15 protein-coding genes are annotated in these 15,469 nt (G+C 65.1%); 8 read left to right on the forward strand and 7 right to left on the reverse strand.

The window, feature by feature from the left end:
• The first annotated feature begins 114 nt into the window (after positions 1-114).
• A complete protein-coding gene (locus tag KO516_RS22825) occupies positions 115-2,805 on the forward strand; it encodes a response regulator (protein ID WP_216006091.1) in 2,691 nt (896 codons plus the stop codon).
• Here the strand turns inward: KO516_RS22825 and yaaA are convergent.
• The 3 genes from yaaA to KO516_RS22840 form a co-directional block, all read right to left on the reverse strand.
• Positions 2,745-3,509 (reverse strand): peroxide stress protein YaaA, encoded by a 765-nt coding sequence (gene yaaA / locus KO516_RS22830; RefSeq protein WP_216006092.1) that lies wholly within the window; start codon positions 3,507-3,509, stop codon positions 2,745-2,747. The two genes, KO516_RS22825 and yaaA, sit on opposite strands and share 61 nt — an antisense overlap.
• Before the next feature lie 50 nt (positions 3,510-3,559).
• Complete coding sequence (gene recQ, locus KO516_RS22835; protein WP_216006093.1) at positions 3,560-5,632, reverse strand: DNA helicase RecQ; 2,073 nt, start codon at positions 5,630-5,632, stop codon at positions 3,560-3,562.
• Between the two features lie 86 nt (positions 5,633-5,718).
• Positions 5,719-6,000, reverse strand: a complete 282-nt coding sequence (locus tag KO516_RS22840; protein WP_216006094.1) for a YggT family protein — start codon at positions 5,998-6,000, stop codon at positions 5,719-5,721.
• A 137-nt stretch (positions 6,001-6,137) separates the two neighbouring features.
• Here KO516_RS22840 and KO516_RS22845 point away from each other — a divergent pair, with 137 nt between their 5' ends.
• The 6 genes from KO516_RS22845 to arfB all read left to right on the forward strand — a co-directional run bounded on the left by KO516_RS22845 (position 6,138) and on the right by arfB (position 11,369).
• Entirely contained in the window at positions 6,138-6,671 is a 534-nt protein-coding gene (locus KO516_RS22845) for an acyl-CoA thioesterase (RefSeq protein WP_216006095.1), read from the forward strand.
• An 84-nt stretch (positions 6,672-6,755) separates the two neighbouring features.
• On the forward strand, positions 6,756-8,123 hold the full coding sequence (locus KO516_RS22850) for an MFS transporter (protein WP_216006096.1): 1,368 nt from the start codon (positions 6,756-6,758) through the stop codon (positions 8,121-8,123).
• A complete protein-coding gene (gene mepA / locus KO516_RS22855; RefSeq protein WP_216006097.1) occupies positions 8,120-9,031 on the forward strand; it encodes a penicillin-insensitive murein endopeptidase in 912 nt (303 codons plus the stop codon). Before KO516_RS22850 ends, mepA begins: the two co-directional genes overlap by 4 nt.
• Entirely contained in the window at positions 9,004-9,903 is a 900-nt protein-coding gene (locus KO516_RS22860) for an esterase-like activity of phytase family protein (RefSeq protein WP_216006098.1), read from the forward strand. Before mepA ends, KO516_RS22860 begins: the two co-directional genes overlap by 28 nt.
• Before the next feature lie 63 nt (positions 9,904-9,966).
• Positions 9,967-10,608, forward strand: a complete 642-nt coding sequence (locus tag KO516_RS22865) for a queuosine precursor transporter (protein ID WP_216006099.1) — start codon at positions 9,967-9,969, stop codon at positions 10,606-10,608.
• A 338-nt stretch (positions 10,609-10,946) separates the two neighbouring features.
• Positions 10,947-11,369: an alternative ribosome rescue aminoacyl-tRNA hydrolase ArfB gene (arfB, locus tag KO516_RS22870; RefSeq protein WP_216006100.1), complete on the forward strand. Its 423-nt coding sequence runs from the start codon at positions 10,947-10,949 to the stop codon at positions 11,367-11,369.
• 96 nt (positions 11,370-11,465) lie between these two features.
• Here arfB and KO516_RS22875 read toward each other — a convergent pair whose 3' ends face one another.
• From KO516_RS22875 to KO516_RS22890, 4 genes are all read right to left on the reverse strand, one after another.
• Positions 11,466-12,200 (reverse strand): SDR family NAD(P)-dependent oxidoreductase, encoded by a 735-nt coding sequence (locus KO516_RS22875; protein ID WP_216006101.1) that lies wholly within the window; start codon positions 12,198-12,200, stop codon positions 11,466-11,468.
• A gap of 192 nt (positions 12,201-12,392) precedes the next feature.
• Positions 12,393-13,142 (reverse strand): ethanolamine ammonia-lyase subunit EutC, encoded by a 750-nt coding sequence (gene eutC, locus KO516_RS22880; protein ID WP_216006102.1) that lies wholly within the window; start codon positions 13,140-13,142, stop codon positions 12,393-12,395.
• Positions 13,143-14,534: an ethanolamine ammonia-lyase subunit EutB gene (locus KO516_RS22885; RefSeq protein ID WP_216006103.1), complete on the reverse strand. Its 1,392-nt coding sequence runs from the start codon at positions 14,532-14,534 to the stop codon at positions 13,143-13,145.
• Between the two features lie 127 nt (positions 14,535-14,661).
• The gene (locus tag KO516_RS22890) at positions 14,662-15,183 is read right to left on the reverse strand and encodes a CBS domain-containing protein (protein WP_216006104.1); all 522 of its coding nucleotides are present in this window, start codon (positions 15,181-15,183) and stop codon (positions 14,662-14,664) included.
• Positions 15,184-15,264: 81 nt separating this feature from the next.
• Between KO516_RS22890 and KO516_RS22895 the strand changes: the two genes are divergently transcribed.
• Positions 15,265-15,444, forward strand: coding sequence for a hypothetical protein (locus KO516_RS22895; RefSeq protein WP_216006105.1), 180 nt, complete (start codon positions 15,265-15,267; stop codon positions 15,442-15,444).
• Positions 15,445-15,469 lie beyond the last annotated feature (25 nt).

The following is a 15,469-nucleotide window of genomic DNA, read 5'->3' on the forward strand; positions in this document are numbered from 1 at the left end:
GGGCCTGCCCTGCTTGAAACGCAACGATTCCCCGCTGTTTTGCCGCGGCGGGCTTAATCCGATCTTCACCAAGGCCGGTCAATCTTGCTCGCGGTTGCAGAGGACAGCAGGCACATGAATCTCACGGCACGGCTGGCAGAAGAGCGCCGCGCACGTCTGGCGGCGGAACGCTTGCTTGAGCTCAAGCAGGCCGAGCTGTTTGCCGCCAATCGCAAACTCGACAAACATGCCCGCGCCCTGTCGAGCCAGATCCACGAGACCCGCGCCGAGATCACCCAGACCCGCGCCCAGATCACCGAGGTGCGGACCGAAAACCAGCTGGTCAAATCGCAGCTTGGCCTTGCCAACGAAAAGATCGAACTGGTCGAGGGGCAGCTGTGGAAGGCGCTTCAGACCATGCGCGACGGCTTTGCGATGTTCAACGCCGACAGGGTGATGGAACTGGCGAACCCGGCCTATCTTGCGCCCTTCGAAAATCTAGACAGCGTCGGGGCGGGCGCAAGCTATGGCCACGTGCTCGGCATGATGATCGAGGAAGGCATCGTCGATCTTCAGGGCGAGGCCCCGCGCGCCTGGTGGGACCGGATGATGGGGCGCTGGAGCCACGATCCCATTCCCCCGGTCACGCTGCGGCTGTGGGACGGGCGGTTCCTCAAGATTCAGGATCGGCACATGGCCGACGGCGGTGTGGTATCGCTGTGCGTCGACATCACCGACCTGATGCGCATGTGGTCCGCAGTCGAAGAATTGCCCGACGGGTTTGCCATCTACGACGCCGAGGACCGGCTGCTGATGTGCAACGAGCCCTACCGCGACATCTATCGCAGCAGCGCCCCCGCCATCGAGCTGGGCAACAGCTTCGAAGAGATCCTGCGCTACGGGCTCGAGCATGGCCAGTACAGGGATGCCATCGGCCGCGAGGAAGACTGGCTCGAAGAACGTCTGTACGCCCATCGCACCGCAATCACCGAGACGGAACAGCAGCTTGACGACGATCGCTGGCTGCGCATTTACGAACGCCCGCTGCGCGACGGCGGCCGGGTCGGCCTGTGTTTCGACATCAGCGCGATCAAGCAGACCCAGCAGGAACTGCAAGAGGCCAAGCTGCGCGCCGAAATGGCCAGCCGGGCGAAATCGGCCTTCCTCGCCAACATGAGCCACGAGATCCGCACCCCGATGAACGGCGTTGTCGGCATGGCGGGCCTGCTGCGCACCTCCGATCTTTCGGATGAGCAGAAGCTGTATGTCGACACCATCCGCAGTTCCGGCGAGGCGCTGCTGGTGATCATCAACGACATTCTCGACTATTCCAAGATCGAAGCCGACAAGCTGCAACTCAAGCCCGAGCTGTTCGACCTTGAACGCACGGTCCATGACATTCTGCTGCTGCTGCAACCCGCGGCGCGGCAGAAGGGACTCGAGCTGCTGCTCGATTACGACATGTTGCTGCCGACCCACGTGGTGGCCGACCCCGGTCGCATCCGGCAGATCCTCACCAACCTCGTCGGCAACGCTGTCAAGTTCACCGCCGATGGTCATGTTCTGGTGCGGCTGAATGGCGAGACCGGGCAGGACGGCAGCGCCGCGATCCACATCACGGTCGAGGATACCGGCATCGGCATCGCCTCGGACAAGCTCGAACATGTGTTCGGCGAGTTCAATCAGGCCGACGACGAGCGCAACCGCCAGTTCGAGGGCACCGGGCTGGGCCTCGCCATCACCCGCAAACTGGTCTTGATGATGGGAGGCGAGGTCTGGGTGGAATCCGAGCTTGGCAAAGGGTCGTGCTTTGGCCTTCGGATGCCGCTGAGCATCGACGCCGCGCCGGGAGATCCCGCACCGGTTCTGCCAACAGCCCTGCGCAACGTGCTGCTGGTCGACGATCACAAGATGACCCGCGCGATCCTCGGCGCCCAGCTTGAGCGGCTTGGGCTCAGGGTCACCAGCTGCAAGACCGGCGAAGACGCGCTCGACCGGATGAGCGAGCCGCCGGATCTGGTGATCGCAGAGCAGGATCTTGCCGAGATTCCCGGGGCAGAGCTGGCGCAGCAGCTCGGGCGGCTGGTGCCGGGGCTGCCGGTGATCCTGCTGACCTCGGACGCGCAGGCGCTCTCCGAAGAGGCACGCCCCGCCGGGGTTCACGCGGTGCTGCCAAAGCCGGTGCAACGCCAGCTGCTGATCGCCGCCCTGTGCGCGCTGTATCCCGCGCAGCCCGAAGACGCGCCCGAACCACTGCCCGCGCCGGACCCGGAGGAATCTTCCGCCGGCCTCCCGACGTTCCGGCATCGCGACATGAACGCAGGGTTTTCTTCGGTTCGCAACGCCCCGGAGCCGCCGCCCGAACCCGTCGCCGCGAAGCCGCTCGACATCCTGCTGGCCGAGGACAACCCGACCAACCAGCTGGTGTTCCGCAAGATGATCCAGAAGCTTGATATTCCTCTGAAGCTGCGCTTGGCCGGCAATGGCATCGAGGCGGTTCAGGCCTATCGCGACCAGCGGCCCGACATCATCTTCATGGATATCTCGATGCCCAGAATGGACGGCAAGGAAGCCACGCGCGAGATCCGCAAGATCGAAGGGAATGGCCCCCGCGTGCCGATTGTCGCGGTGACCGCCCATGCCATGGCCGGCGACAAGGACGGCATTCTCGACGCCGGGCTGGACGATTACCTCACCAAGCCGCTGCGCCGCACCGAACTGGCGCATCTCGTCGACAAATGGACAGGGCCGGATGCGCCGGGCGCTCAGGCGGCGCGGATGAACACCGGCTTGTCAGGCTCTGACAGGCTGGCCGACCAGGCATAGCCGCCGCTGTCGAAGGCCGTCAGGCTGTCCGGATCGGTCAGGCGGCGCTGCACGATATACCGCGCCATCGCCCCGCGCGCGCGCTTGGCGTAAAAGCTGACGATCTTCGGCTCGCCGCCCTTGTCTTCCATGAATTGCGGCGTGACCACCCGCAGCCCGAGCGCCTGCGTATCCACCGCGCCGAAATATTCCTGACTGGCGCAGTTCACCAGAACCTGCGCGTTCACCGCCTCGGCATCGTCCTGCAAGGCCTTGGCAATCCGGTCGCCCCACCAGTCATACAGGTTCTTGCCGCGCGGCGTCTTCAGCCGCGAGCCCATTTCAAGCCGGTATTGCTGAAGGCCATCGAGCGGGCGCAGCACGCCATACAGCCCCGACAAAATGCGCAGATGCCCCTGCGCAAACGCCATCTCGTCAGCGTCAAGCGAGCTCGCTTCGAGCCCTTGATAGGTATCGCCTGCAAAGCCAAGCACCGCCGGGCGCAGCACCTCGGCCGAGGGCGTGGCGGAGAAATCGCGAAACCGCTCGTGGTTGAGCTTTGCCAGATCGTCCGACAGGTGCATCAGCGTCTTCAGCTCGGCCTGTGTCAGCTTGCGGGCAATCGCCGCAAGGCGCGCGGCCTCATCCGCAAAGCGCGGCTCTGTCATCGTCTCGTTTCGTTCGGACCAGTCCAGCTTCTTCGCCGGGGACACCACAACCAGCATCGTCTTCCTCTTGTCTCGTCGCATTCCCGGAACGGAATGCAAAGGCGGACCTAGTCCGGCTGGGCGAGCAGGTCCAGAAAAACCTGACCGAAACGATCAATCTTTTGTTCCCCCATACCGGCGATCCGCGCCAGTTCCGACAGGGTCGCGGGGCGGCGTTCGGCGATCTGGCGCAGCGTGGCGTTGGAGCAGCTGAGCGGTTTGCCAGTGCCGTCCTCGCCGCGTGCCAGTTCCAGCTGCGCCTCTTGCAGCCGGTCAAACAGCGCGCCAGCGTCCTGCCCGGCCAGCTTGCGCCGTGCCGGGTGCATCTCTTCCTGCGCGGCGCCGGTGATCACCGACAGGAACTGCGCGCCGTAGCTTTGCAATTTCTTGGCACCGACGCCGTTGATATTCGCCATGTCGTCAAAGCTTTGCGGGCGCTTTTCGGCCATCTCGATCAGCGTGCGGTCGGGGAAGATCATGTAGGGCGGCAAGCTGGCCTCGCGCGCCAGCGACGTGCGCATCGCCTTGAGCGCAGACATCAGCGGCGCGTCCTCGTCGGACACCAGCGTCTTGACCTGCGGGCGGCGGTCGGAGGCACGGTCCATCACGTCCTGCCGCAGCTGGATCGATTCCTGCCCCTTGAGGATCGGCAGCGCCGCATCGGTCATCACCAGCGCGCCGTGCCGGTCGGCATCGGGGCGCACCAGATCAAAGCCCATCATCTGCCGGAACACCGCCTGCCACTGACCCTTCTTCAGATCGCGCCCGACGCCAAAGGTCGGCAGGCTGTCATGCCCGCGCTGGCGCACCTTGTCGGTCTCGTTGCCCATCAGGATGTCGACCAGATGCCCCATGCCAAAGCTCTCGCCGGTGCGCAGCGCGGCGGACAGTGCCTTGCGCACCACCTCGGTGCCGTCGAACACCTTGGGCGGCGCATCGCACAGATCGCAATTGCCGCAAGGCTCGGAACTTTCTCCGAAATATTTCAGCAACTTCTGGCGACGGCAGCCCAGCGCCTCGGCCAGCCCCAGCAGCGCATTCAGCCGGCCATGATCGGCGGTGCGCCGGTCAGCCGGGGCGTTGCCTTCGTCGATCTGCGAGCGGCGCAGGCGAATGTCATCGGCGCCATAAAGCGTCATGGTTTCGGCCGGGGCACCATCGCGCCCGGCCCGGCCGATTTCCTGATAATAGGCTTCGATGCTCTTGGGCAGATCGGCATGTGCGACCCAGCGGATATCGGGCTTGTCGACCCCCATGCCGAAGGCGACGGTGGCGACCACGATCAGCCCGTCCTCGACGGCGAAGCGTTCCTCGACGGCGCGGCGGTCTTCGGGATACATCCCACCGTGGTAGTGACAGGCGACGTGCCCGTCGTCGCTCAGCGCCTTGGCGATGGCTTCGGTCTTGTTGCGGGTGCCACAATAGACGATGCCCGAACGCCCCTTGCGCGCGGCGGCAAAGCGCAGGATCTGGCTGCGCGGGTTGTCCTTGGGCAAGAAGGCAAGGTGGATGTTGGGCCGGTCGAAGCCGCGCAGGAAAGTGCTGGGCGTCTCGCCATCGAACAGGCGGCGGACGATTTCCTCTTGGGTTTCCTGATCGGCGGTGGCGGTAAAGGCCGCCAGCGGCACGCCAAGCGCGCGGCGCAGCTCGCCAATGCGCAGGTAATCGGGACGGAAATCATGGCCCCATTGGCTGACGCAATGCGCCTCGTCGACGGCGATCATGCTAACCCCCGCTTCGGCCAGCATCCGCTGGGTGCCGCCATTGGCCAGCCGTTCGGGCGCAAGATACAGCAGCTTCAGCCGCCCCTCGCGCAGCATGTCCCAGACCGCATCGGTTTCCTCGGGGGTGTTGCCCGAGGTCAGCGCCCCGGCGCAGACCCCCGCCTCGCGCAGACCGCGCACCTGATCGCGCATCAGGGCAATCAGCGGAGAGATCACCACCGTCACCCCGTTCCGCATCAGCGCGGGCAGCTGGAAACACAGCGATTTGCCGCCGCCCGTGGGCATGATCGCCAGCACGTTGTCGCCGCGGGCGACAGAGTCGACGATCTCGCCCTGACCGGGGCGGAAGGCATCAAAGCCAAAGACCTGCTTGAGCAACGCCTCGCCCGAGGCGTCATGATCTGCGTCGCGGGGCATCACCGGTGATCCTGCCATTACTAGCTATATCTGCGTCAGTCGGCAGGGTCGCATACTAAGATTTGCGGAACAAGGCCGGGGCTGCGTCAGAACAGCAGGCTCGGCAAGATGTAATCGCGCAGCGAGATGATGATGATGAACACCACCAGCGGCGCAAGATCCAGCGGCCGCGTATCCGGCAGAATGCGGCGGATCGGGTTGTACAGCGGTTCGAGCAGGCGGTTCAGGCCGGTCCAGATCTGGCCAACGATCGGCTGGCGCAGGTTGAGGATGTTGAAATTGATCAGCCAGCTCATGATGATATGCACGATCATGATGAAGAAGACCGCATCAAGGATCAGTTTCAGCGGTCCGTAAATTGCCATCATGTGCCGGGTGTCCATTTCGTTCCATTGTTTGCCGGGGTTATTTAGGCACCGGGGCGCTTAGGGACAAGAGTGCCGTGAGGTCGCGGTTGACGCGATGGCGCAGCGCGGCAGTCTCGCCACAAATCAAGGAGCGCCGCATGTATCCCTTCATCCGCATGGCCAAGGAAATCCGCAAGTATCGCAAGGCCGATCCGCTTGGGCTCGATGGCATCCATGTGTCGCACCACACCTGCTGGCCGTGGGACATCGACCTGTGGAAGGAACTTAACAACGGCCGCACCCTGACGCTGTACGATCTGGGGCGCATTCCGCTGGCGCAGCGGGCCGGGCTGCTGGGCACGCTCAAGCGCGAAGGCTGGGGGCTTACGATCGCCGGGGCCTGCGTGCGCTATCGCCGCCGCATCCGGGTGTTCGAAACCATCGAGATGCGCTCGCGCATGGTCGGCTGGGATGCGCGGTTTCTCTACCTGGAACAATCCATGTGGAGAAAGGACGGCGAGTGCGCCAATCACGCGGTCTATCGCAGCGCGGTGACCGGGCCGGGCGGCATCGTGCCTCCCGCTCAGGTGCTGACCGCGATGGGTCATGAGCCGCACTCACCTCCCCTGCCCGCGTTCGTGCAGAAGTGGATCGAGGCCGAAGACCTGCGCCCATGGCCGCCGCAGTGCTGAAGTTTTCACGCAGGTGGCACGGTTTGCCGCTTGCCTGACCTTGCGCCGGGCTGGTCTAACGCCCTCGCGGGCACGGAGGGCGGCATGGCACAGGTTTCAAAAAAGCGCATCTGGGGCTGGATGATGTTCGACTGGGCGCAGCAGCCCTACGCGACGCTTGGCCTGACCTTCATCTTCGCCCCCTATTTCGCCGCCGTCGCCGCCGATCACTTCGCGGCAGAGGGCATGACCGTCGATGCCGCCAAGGCGCAGGCGCAGGGGCTGTGGTCGTCGGCGCAGACAGTATCGGGGCTGTTCATCGCGCTGTCGGCGCCGCTGCTCGGGGCGTGGGCCGATGCGTCGGGGCGCAAGATGCCGTGGCTGGCGGGCTTCACCGCGCTGGCGGTGATCTGCGCGGCCAGCCTGTGGGGGCTGTTGCCGGATGGCACCGGGCTGATGATGGCGCTTGTGGCGTTCTGGGCCGGGTACACCGCATCGGAATGCGCTTTCAACCTCAACAACGCCACGCTGCCGCAGCTGGGCACGCCGCAGCAGGTCGGGCGGATCTCGGGCAGCGCCTCGGCCTTTGGCTATTGGGGCGGGGTTGTCTCGCTCTTCGCCATGTTGCTGCTCTTCGCGGAAAACGAGACAGGCACCACCCTGATCGGCACCGCGCCTGTTCTGGGGCTGGACCCTGCCGCGCGCGAAGGCACCCGCTTTGTCGGTCCGTTCATCGCGATCTGGTTCGCGCTGTTCATGGTGCCGTTCTTCCTGTGGAACCGCGACCCGGCGCCCACCCCGCGCAGGCGTGCGCAGGCCCGGACGATCATCGCAGAGCTGCGCGCCGCGCTGCGCGATCTGGCAGAGCGCCCGTCCTATCGCAGCTTTCTGCTGTCTTCGATGCTGTACCGCGATTCGCTGGCGGCGCTTTATGCCTATGGCGGCATCTATGCCCGGCTGGTGCTGGGATGGGAAATCACCCAGATTGGCGTTTTCGGCATCATCGCGGCGATTTCCGCCGCCATTCTCAGCTGGGCAGGCGGGCATGCCGACCAGCGCTTCGGGCCAAAGCCGGTCATCCTGTCCTGTGTCTGGCTGCTGATCGCGGTCAGCACCATCATCATCGGCATGTCACGCGACCATCTGTTCGCGCTGCCCCTGCCCGAAGGTTCGCCCCTGCCCGATATCCTGTTCTACATCTGCGGCGCCATCATCGGCGGCGCGGGCGGGGCATTGTATTCCGCCTCGCGCTCGATGATGGTGCGCCACACCGATCCGGCCCGCGCTGCCGAAGCCTTTGGCCTGTTCGCGCTGAGCGGCAAGGCCACCGCCTTTCTCGCCCCGGCGCTGATCACCTTCTTCACGCTGTGGACCCAATCCAATCAACTCGGCTTTCTTCCGGTGATCTTCCTTTTCCTTGGCGGCCTCACTCTGCTACGTTGGGTACAACCTGACGGAGACCGAGCAGAATGATCCGCACCCTGACCGCCCTTCTTGCTGCCACGGCAATCCTGACCGGCTGCGGCGAAAAGCGCCCTGCCGCGCAGGCCGACCTTCCGCGCGTGACAGGCGTGCTGTCGACGCAAAGCGCCAAGGCGGCGTTTGGCGCGCCGTCTTTTGCGTCGCGGCAATCGCCCGCCCCCTTCGGCAGCTACGCCAAGGGCTGCGCCGCGGGCAACGTGCAACTGCCCGAAACCGGCGCGACGTGGCAGGCCATGCGCCTGTCGCGCAACCGCAACTGGGGCCAGCCGGAGATGATCGACTACCTTCAGGATCTGTCGCGCAAGGCTGCGCAGCTGCCCGGCTGGAACGGTCTTTATATCGGCGATATCGCGCAGCCGCGCGGAGGCCCGATGCTGTCGGGCCATGCCAGCCACCAGCTCGGGCTCGATGCCGATATCTGGATGCTGCCCGCAACCGACCTGACCCTCAGCCGTGCCGCGCGTGAGAGCATCTCGTCAATCTCGATGCGCCGCGCCTCGGGGGCCTATACCAACGACAACTGGACCCGCGCCCATCACGAGCTGCTCAAAGCAGCGGCGAGCGATCCGCGGGTGGCACGGATCTTTGTGTTTCCCGGCGCCAAGGTGCAGATGTGCAACGATGAAACCGGCGATCGCAGCTGGCTGCGCAAGATCCGCCCGTGGTACGGGCACCACTATCATTTCCACGTGCGGCTGAGCTGCCCGCCGGGTGCTGTCGGCTGCATCAATCAGGATCCGCCCCCCGCCGGAGACGGCTGCGCCGATGCGCAGGCTTGGGTGAACAACATCCTCAACCCGCCGCCCCCCGATCCCAACGCGCCGGCCCCCAAACCCAAGCGTGAACTCACCCTCGGAGATTTGCCGGCACAATGCGCTTCAGTCCTCGCGGCGCAATGATTGCGCTCGCCGCGCTCTGCCTCGCCCTGTCAGCCGGCGCCGGCGACAGCACCGCAGGGTTTGTCGGCAGCTTCCGCTGGACGATGGACGATGACGCCTTCGGCGGTCTGTCGGCGATCGAAATGTCCGACGATGGCAGCCAGATCACCGTGATCGGCGATCGTTCCGCCTATCTGACAGCCCGGATCACCCGCAAGAACGGGCGTATCGTCGGGGTCGAGGCCACCCGCCCCGCCCTGCTGCGCGCCCCCAATGGCAAGCTCGCCGCCGGCGACAGCGAGGGCCTCGCCATCAGGGGCGACCGGCTTTACGTCTCGTTCGAAGGCCCGGCCCGCGTCATGTCGATTGACAGCGAGCTGCGCGCGCATCCCCTGCCCAGCGTTCCGGCCTTTGCCACATATCCGGGCAACAGCGGCTTCGAGGCGCTTGCCATCGACGCCAAGGGCCGCCTGCTGACCCTGCCCGAACGCTCCGGCGCGCTGCTGCGCGCGTTCCCGGTCTGGCGCTTCGATGGGCAGCGCTGGACGCAACCTTACGAGATCCCGCGCCGGGGCGGCTTTCTGGTTGTCGGGGCCGATGTCGGCCCGGACGGGCGGCTGTACCTGCTGGAACGTGAATTCACCGGCTTCGGCTTTCTGTCGCGGGTGCGCCGGTTCGACATGTCCGACGATGCGCTCAGCAATGAAACCGAGCTGCTCAGCTCGTCGGTCTTCCAGTTCGACAACCTCGAAGGCATCGCCGTGTGGCGCGACGACACCGGCGAAATCCGGCTGACCATGGTGGCGGATGACAATTTCAACCCGCTGCAAAAGACCGAGCTGGTGGAATTCCGCGTGCCCGAAACGCTTGCGTCACGGGGCGAAACGCCCTAACAGACCGCGTCCGGGCGCATTCCGGAACAAGTTCCCCGCAACCTTGTAAAAACGGGTCACCTCATGACACGCAAACATCTTCCCGGCATTCTTTCCATGGCCGCCATCGTGCTGGCCTCGAATATTCTGGTGCAATTCCTGTTCGGCCAGTGGCTGACCTGGGGCGCCTTCACCTACCCTCTGGCCTTTCTGGTCACCGATGTGATGAACCGCCTGTACGGAGCGCCCGCCGCGCGCAGGGTGGTTTTTGCCGGGTTTGTCGTGGGCGTGATCTGCTCGCTGATCGGCACGCAGATCATGCTGACCGGCGACGGCTACACCTACCCCGCCGTGACGCTGCGCATCGCCATCGGCTCGGGCCTTGCCTTCCTGACAGCGCAACTGATGGATGTGGCGATCTTTGATCGCTTGCGCGATGGCGCATGGTGGCGCGCACCGCTGGCATCGACTTTGGTCGGATCGGCGCTCGACACCGCTCTTTTCTTCGGCATCGCGTTTTCCGGCGCCTTCGGCTTTATCGAGCCGGGAAATGACGTCAGCTGGGCGCAAGAAACCCTGCCTTTGCTGGGGGTTGGCCCGATCGTGCCGCTTTGGGTGTCGCTGGGAACGGCGGACTGGCTGGTCAAACTGGCGCTGGCGGTTATTGCCCTCGTGCCCTTCCGGATGATCGTTTCGAAGGCACTTTCACGAAACGCTTACGTTTGATCTGTTAAAAACGCTTTGCGGGTTCGCTATTCCATGGCAACCTGAACTTGCGTTTTTCAACAGCTGAAAGGAGGTGATCCAGTGTCTAGAGTCACATTGGAGAGAGGTGTCGGAACAGCCCGGAGGATGACCTGCTAGGGCAGCCCCTGGCAGCGAGTCCCCTCAGGGTTGGCATAGCCTAACCGGCCCGCCTCCTTGACGTCTCGAATGGGTCACCCCACAGGCAGGGTGGCCCATTTCAGTTTTTCAGCGCTTGCCCGGATCGCCTTCCGGCAAGCATTCAGGGGCCGCTTCGGGAAACCGTGGCGGCCCTTGCGTTTCATGCTATGTGATGCCCCATGCTCAGGATCAACGACCGCATATCCATCGAAGACTGGGAGATCACCGAACAGTTCATCCGGGCCTCGGGGCCGGGCGGGCAGAACGTGAACAAGGTCTCCAGCGCAGTCGAGCTGCGATTCGAAGCCGAGCGTTCGCCGAATCTGCCGCAGCCCGTGAAGACGCGGCTGCGCACGCTGGCCGGGCGGCGCTGGACCAAGGAGGGCGCGCTGGTGCTTCAGGTCGACGAGACCCGCAGCCAGGTACGCAACCGAGAGATCGCCCGTGAACGTTTGATCGACCTGATCATAAAGGCCTGCGAAAGGCCCAAGCGGCGTGTCGCCACCCGGCCGACGCTTGGCTCTAAACGGCGGCGGCTCGAGTCGAAAAAGCAACGCGGAGAGGTGAAATCCCTGCGCGGCAAGATCGATCCTTCCTCCTGAATCTTGCCATGCCCCGGTGGCAAACGAGCGCCGCCATGTTTGTCGCCCGTCGGATGAGGCCACCTGCGCCCTCATCCACGATGCGCGGCGCCGTTGTCAGGCGTGCTGGCCGCCATTCACATCGATCACCGCGCCGTTGACATAGCTCGCCTGCGCCGAACACAGGAACAGCACCACCCGCGCCACCTCGTCGGGTTTGCCGAGCCGGCGCAGCGGAATCACCTGCGTCATATTTTCGGTGCCCGGGGACAGGATCTCGGTCTCGATCTCGCCCGGCGTCACCATGTTGACGCGCACGCCGCGCGGCCCAAGCTCTGCCGCCGCCTCGCGGGTCAGCGCCTCGAGCGCCGCCTTGGAACAGGCATAGGCAACCCCGGCAAAGGGATGCACCCGCCGCCCGACGATCGAGCCGACATTGACCACCGCGCCCTTGGCCTCGCTCAGCTCGGGCAGCAGGTCGCGCATCAGCGCCGCCGGTCCGACCAGATTGACGTTGAGCACATGTTTCCACACCGCATCAGAGCTGCCCTCGATGCCAAGCCGCGCGCCGCCCTCGCCCTTGGGCGAGATGCCGGCGTTGTTGACGATGGCGTGCAGACCGCTGCCGCCTAGCGCCTCGCGCACCCGCGCGGCCATCTCAGCCCGCGCCACCGGGTCGGCAAGATCGCCCTGAATATGATCGGTGCCGCCAGCGTGCCACGGGCAGCGCGAATCGAACGCGGTGCGCGAGACGGTCAGCACCCGCCAACCCGCCGCCTGAAACACCTTGACGGTGGCGTGGCCGATGCCCCGGCTGGCGCCGGTCAGCAGCAATGTTTTCTGGTCCGTCATCGCGGCCTCCTGTGAGTGCGTCTAGATGTGGAACGCAACGCCGCGCGCCGCAAGCCCCCCGGCACGCGCGGACACGGCTCCGTCAGCGCGCCAGCCGGCGCAACGCAAATGGCGTTCACAACGCGCATTTTACGCATGGCGGATGCGCCACGCCCTGTGACCCGGACGCAGCGGCCTTGCGGCAGGTAAACATCATTCCGGAAGGGCATCCACCGTAACCGTGCGATCCTTGAGCCCGACGCCCGAAAGCCCCAGCTTGAACGCCTCGCGCACCAGCCACGCGGCGCGATGCGCCGCATCGGGCGCGGCCAGCCCGCCGGGGCGGATGTTCGAGATGCAGTTGCGGTCGGCATCGCTGCGCCCGAGCCGTGGCCCGAAGGTCAGATACAACCCAAGGCTGTCGGCCGCCGACAGGCCGGGGCGCTCTCCGATCAGCACCACCACCATCCTTGCGCCAAGAATTGCGCCGATCTCGTCGCCGATCGCCACGCGCGCCTGCGTTGCGGCAACCAGCGGCGCAACGCTGAGCCCATCGAGCATCGGCAGGAAGGCCGCCAGAAACCCCGGCGCCTGATCCTGCGTCGCCAGAGATGACAGGCCATCGGCCAGCACGATGGCAATGTCGGCGCCTTTGGGCTGCGCTTCGAGCGCCTGCGCCGAGGCGTCATCCAGCCGCCGCCCCCAGTCGGGGCGCTGAAGATAGGCGGCGCGGTCCGGCGCGCGCGAGGCCGTGCGGATCAGCGGGCCGGTCTGCTGTTCCAGCAGGTCCAGATCCAGTACGGAATGCACCGCCGTGCGCGCCTGCGCATGGGCGATCTGAAATTCAAGGTTGCGCGCGGTGCTGAGCGACACGCCGGTGCGCCCGAGCGCAATCCGCGCCGAGGTATGGCGGCGCAGCCGCGCCCAAGGGTCTTGGTTGCGTTGATCGGGCAGGTCAGCCATTCACCCGGCCTCCAGCAGCGACAGGCGCTGCGAGAGCACCGCCGGGGGCCGCGCCGCCGGGGTGAAACCACCATCCTTGGCCATCAAGCCGCTGCGGTCGAGCCAGTCCTCGAATTCCGGCGCGGGGCGCAGCCCGAGCACCCGGCGGGCATAAAGCGCATCATGAAAAGAGGTGGTCTGATAGTTCAACATCACGTCATCCGATCCCGGAATGCCCATGATGAAATTGATCCCTGCCGTGCCAAGCAGGGTCAGCAGCATGTCCATGTCGTTCTGATCGGCCTCGGCGTGGTTTGTGTAGCAGATGTCGCAGCCCATCGGCACGCCCAGCAGCTTGCCGCAGAAATGATCTTCAAGGCCGGCGCGGATGATCTGCTTGCCATCATACAGGTATTCCGGCCCGATGAACCCCACCACGGTGTTCACCAAAAGCGGGCGATAGCGCCGTGCCACGGCATAGGCGCGCGATTCCAGCGTTTGCTGATCGACGCCGTGATGCGCATCGGCCGACAGGCAAGACCCCTGCCCCGTCTCGAAATACATCACGTTGTCGCCCACCGTGCCGCGCCCCAGCGACAGCGTCGCCTCATGCGCCTCGGCCAGCAAAGCCAGCGAGATGCCGAAGCTTTCGTTGGCCTTTTGCGTGCCCGCGATGGATTGAAAGGTCAGATCGACCGGCGCGCCCTCTTCGATGGCGGCCATGGTGTTGGTGACATGACTGAGCACGCAGCTTTGCGTCGGGATGCCGTGCTCGTGGATGATCTCGTCCAGCAGATGCAGCAGTTGCACCGTGGCGTGCAGGTTGTCGGTCGCGGGGTTGATGCCGATCACCGCATCGCCCGAGCCATACATCAGCCCGTCAAGGATGCTGGCCGCGATGCCGCGCAGATCATCGGTCGGGTGGTTCGGCTGAAGCCGCGTCGACAGATGCCCCGGCAGGCCCACGGTATCGCGAAACCCTGTCACAACATGGCATTTCTTGGCGATCAGGATCAGATCCTGTATCCGGCACAGCTTGGACACGGCGGCGGCCATCTCGGGCGTGAGCCCCGGCGCCAGCGCTGCCAGTGCCGCGCTGTCGGCGCTGTCCGACAGCAGCCAGTCGCGCAGATCGCCCACCGTCATCGACGACACCGGCCCAAAGGCCGCCGCATCATGCGTATCGATGATCAGCCGCGTGACCTCGTCGGTCTCATAGGGCACCACGGCCTCGGTCAGGAAGGTCTTTAGCGGCAGCTCCGCCAGTGCCACCTGCGCCGCCACCCGTTCGACATCGCGCAGCGCCGCGACTCCAGCAAGCTGGTCGCCAGAGCGCAGCGGCGTGGCCTTTGCCATCAGCGACTTCAGGTCCGCAAAGCGGTAGGTTTCCCCGCCAAGGCTGGTGCCATACATGGCGCGCTCTCCTGTATCGTCCTTGCGAAAACAGTTAAGGGGCCGCGCGAACGAGGTCCACGGCAGATGCTCCGGCAGGCCGGATGGGCGCAACACCTGCCGCCAAATCAGGCAGATCGCAGCGCGCTCAGCCCACGATCAGTTGCTTGAGTTGCAGCGCCTCGTATTCCAGTGCCGTCACGCGGTAGTTGACCACATCGCCGACCGAGATCATCCCGACAAGCTCGCCGTTATCCATCACCGGCATGTGGCGGAAACGCCCGTCGGTCATCCGGCGCAGAACCCGCACCAGCGGTTCGGCGGGGGTGCAGGTCTCGACCGCCTTGGTCATCAACTCCTTGACGGTCTGAGGCAAGGTCTGGCCGGGGGTGTCCGCGAGGCGGCGCACGATGTCGCGCTCGGAGAGGATGCCGACGATCGCGCCGCTGTCATCCAGCACAAGGATCGCACCGATCTTGCGATCCCGCAGGACTTTCACAACCTCGCCGATCGTATTGTCCGGTCCGGTCGACACGACCTCCGCGCCCTTCTGTTCCAGAACATGGTGCACCGTGGCCTCGGCCACCTTGACGTTGCTGGAGAGCGACTGGCTCACGGTCTTGTCCGATTCATCATCGGCCTTGATATGCGGTTGGTACGACATGGGCATGGTTGTTCCTCCCTTGCTCCTCGAAAACCGTAGTGCGATCAGGGTAGAACCAAATCACCCGATCCGGGAAGGAAATAATCCGTGGAAGAGCTTGCGCTCACCCCGTTCAGCGCAACAACGCTGTTCATCGCCGCCTGTATCGCCGGAATGCAGTACCGCAGAGCGTGGAAAGCCGAAGGCCCGCGCTGGCAGCTCTGGCTTTACGGGCTGATCGCGGCGGGGGCTTTGCTGACGCTCGGGTTCCTGCCGATGTCGGCCTGAAACGCGAAACGCGAAACGCGAGACC

Origin of the sequence: Citreicella sp. C3M06, assembly GCF_018860705.1 — a bacterium.
Classification (GTDB): Bacteria; Pseudomonadota; Alphaproteobacteria; order Rhodobacterales; family Rhodobacteraceae; genus Salipiger.

Coding starts and splice junctions, on each gene's coding strand:
- KO516_RS22825 (WP_216006091.1), top strand. CDS start 115: ATGAATCTCACGGCACGGCTGGCAGAAGAGCGCCGCGCACGTCTGGCG.
- yaaA (WP_216006092.1), bottom strand. CDS start 3,509: ATGCTGGTTGTGGTGTCCCCGGCGAAGAAGCTGGACTGGTCCGAACGA.
- recQ (WP_216006093.1), bottom strand. CDS start 5,632: ATGCCCCGCGACGCAGATCATGACGCCTCGGGCGAGGCGTTGCTCAAG.
- KO516_RS22840 (WP_216006094.1), bottom strand. CDS start 6,000: ATGATGGCAATTTACGGACCGCTGAAACTGATCCTTGATGCGGTCTTC.
- KO516_RS22845 (WP_216006095.1), top strand. CDS start 6,138: ATGTATCCCTTCATCCGCATGGCCAAGGAAATCCGCAAGTATCGCAAG.
- KO516_RS22850 (WP_216006096.1), top strand. CDS start 6,756: ATGGCACAGGTTTCAAAAAAGCGCATCTGGGGCTGGATGATGTTCGAC.
- mepA (WP_216006097.1), top strand. CDS start 8,120: ATGATCCGCACCCTGACCGCCCTTCTTGCTGCCACGGCAATCCTGACC.
- KO516_RS22860 (WP_216006098.1), top strand. CDS start 9,004: ATGCGCTTCAGTCCTCGCGGCGCAATGATTGCGCTCGCCGCGCTCTGC.
- KO516_RS22865 (WP_216006099.1), top strand. CDS start 9,967: ATGACACGCAAACATCTTCCCGGCATTCTTTCCATGGCCGCCATCGTG.
- arfB (WP_216006100.1), top strand. CDS start 10,947: ATGCTCAGGATCAACGACCGCATATCCATCGAAGACTGGGAGATCACC.
- KO516_RS22875 (WP_216006101.1), bottom strand. CDS start 12,200: ATGACGGACCAGAAAACATTGCTGCTGACCGGCGCCAGCCGGGGCATC.
- eutC (WP_216006102.1), bottom strand. CDS start 13,142: ATGGCTGACCTGCCCGATCAACGCAACCAAGACCCTTGGGCGCGGCTG.
- KO516_RS22885 (WP_216006103.1), bottom strand. CDS start 14,534: ATGTATGGCACCAGCCTTGGCGGGGAAACCTACCGCTTTGCGGACCTG.
- KO516_RS22890 (WP_216006104.1), bottom strand. CDS start 15,183: ATGCCCATGTCGTACCAACCGCATATCAAGGCCGATGATGAATCGGAC.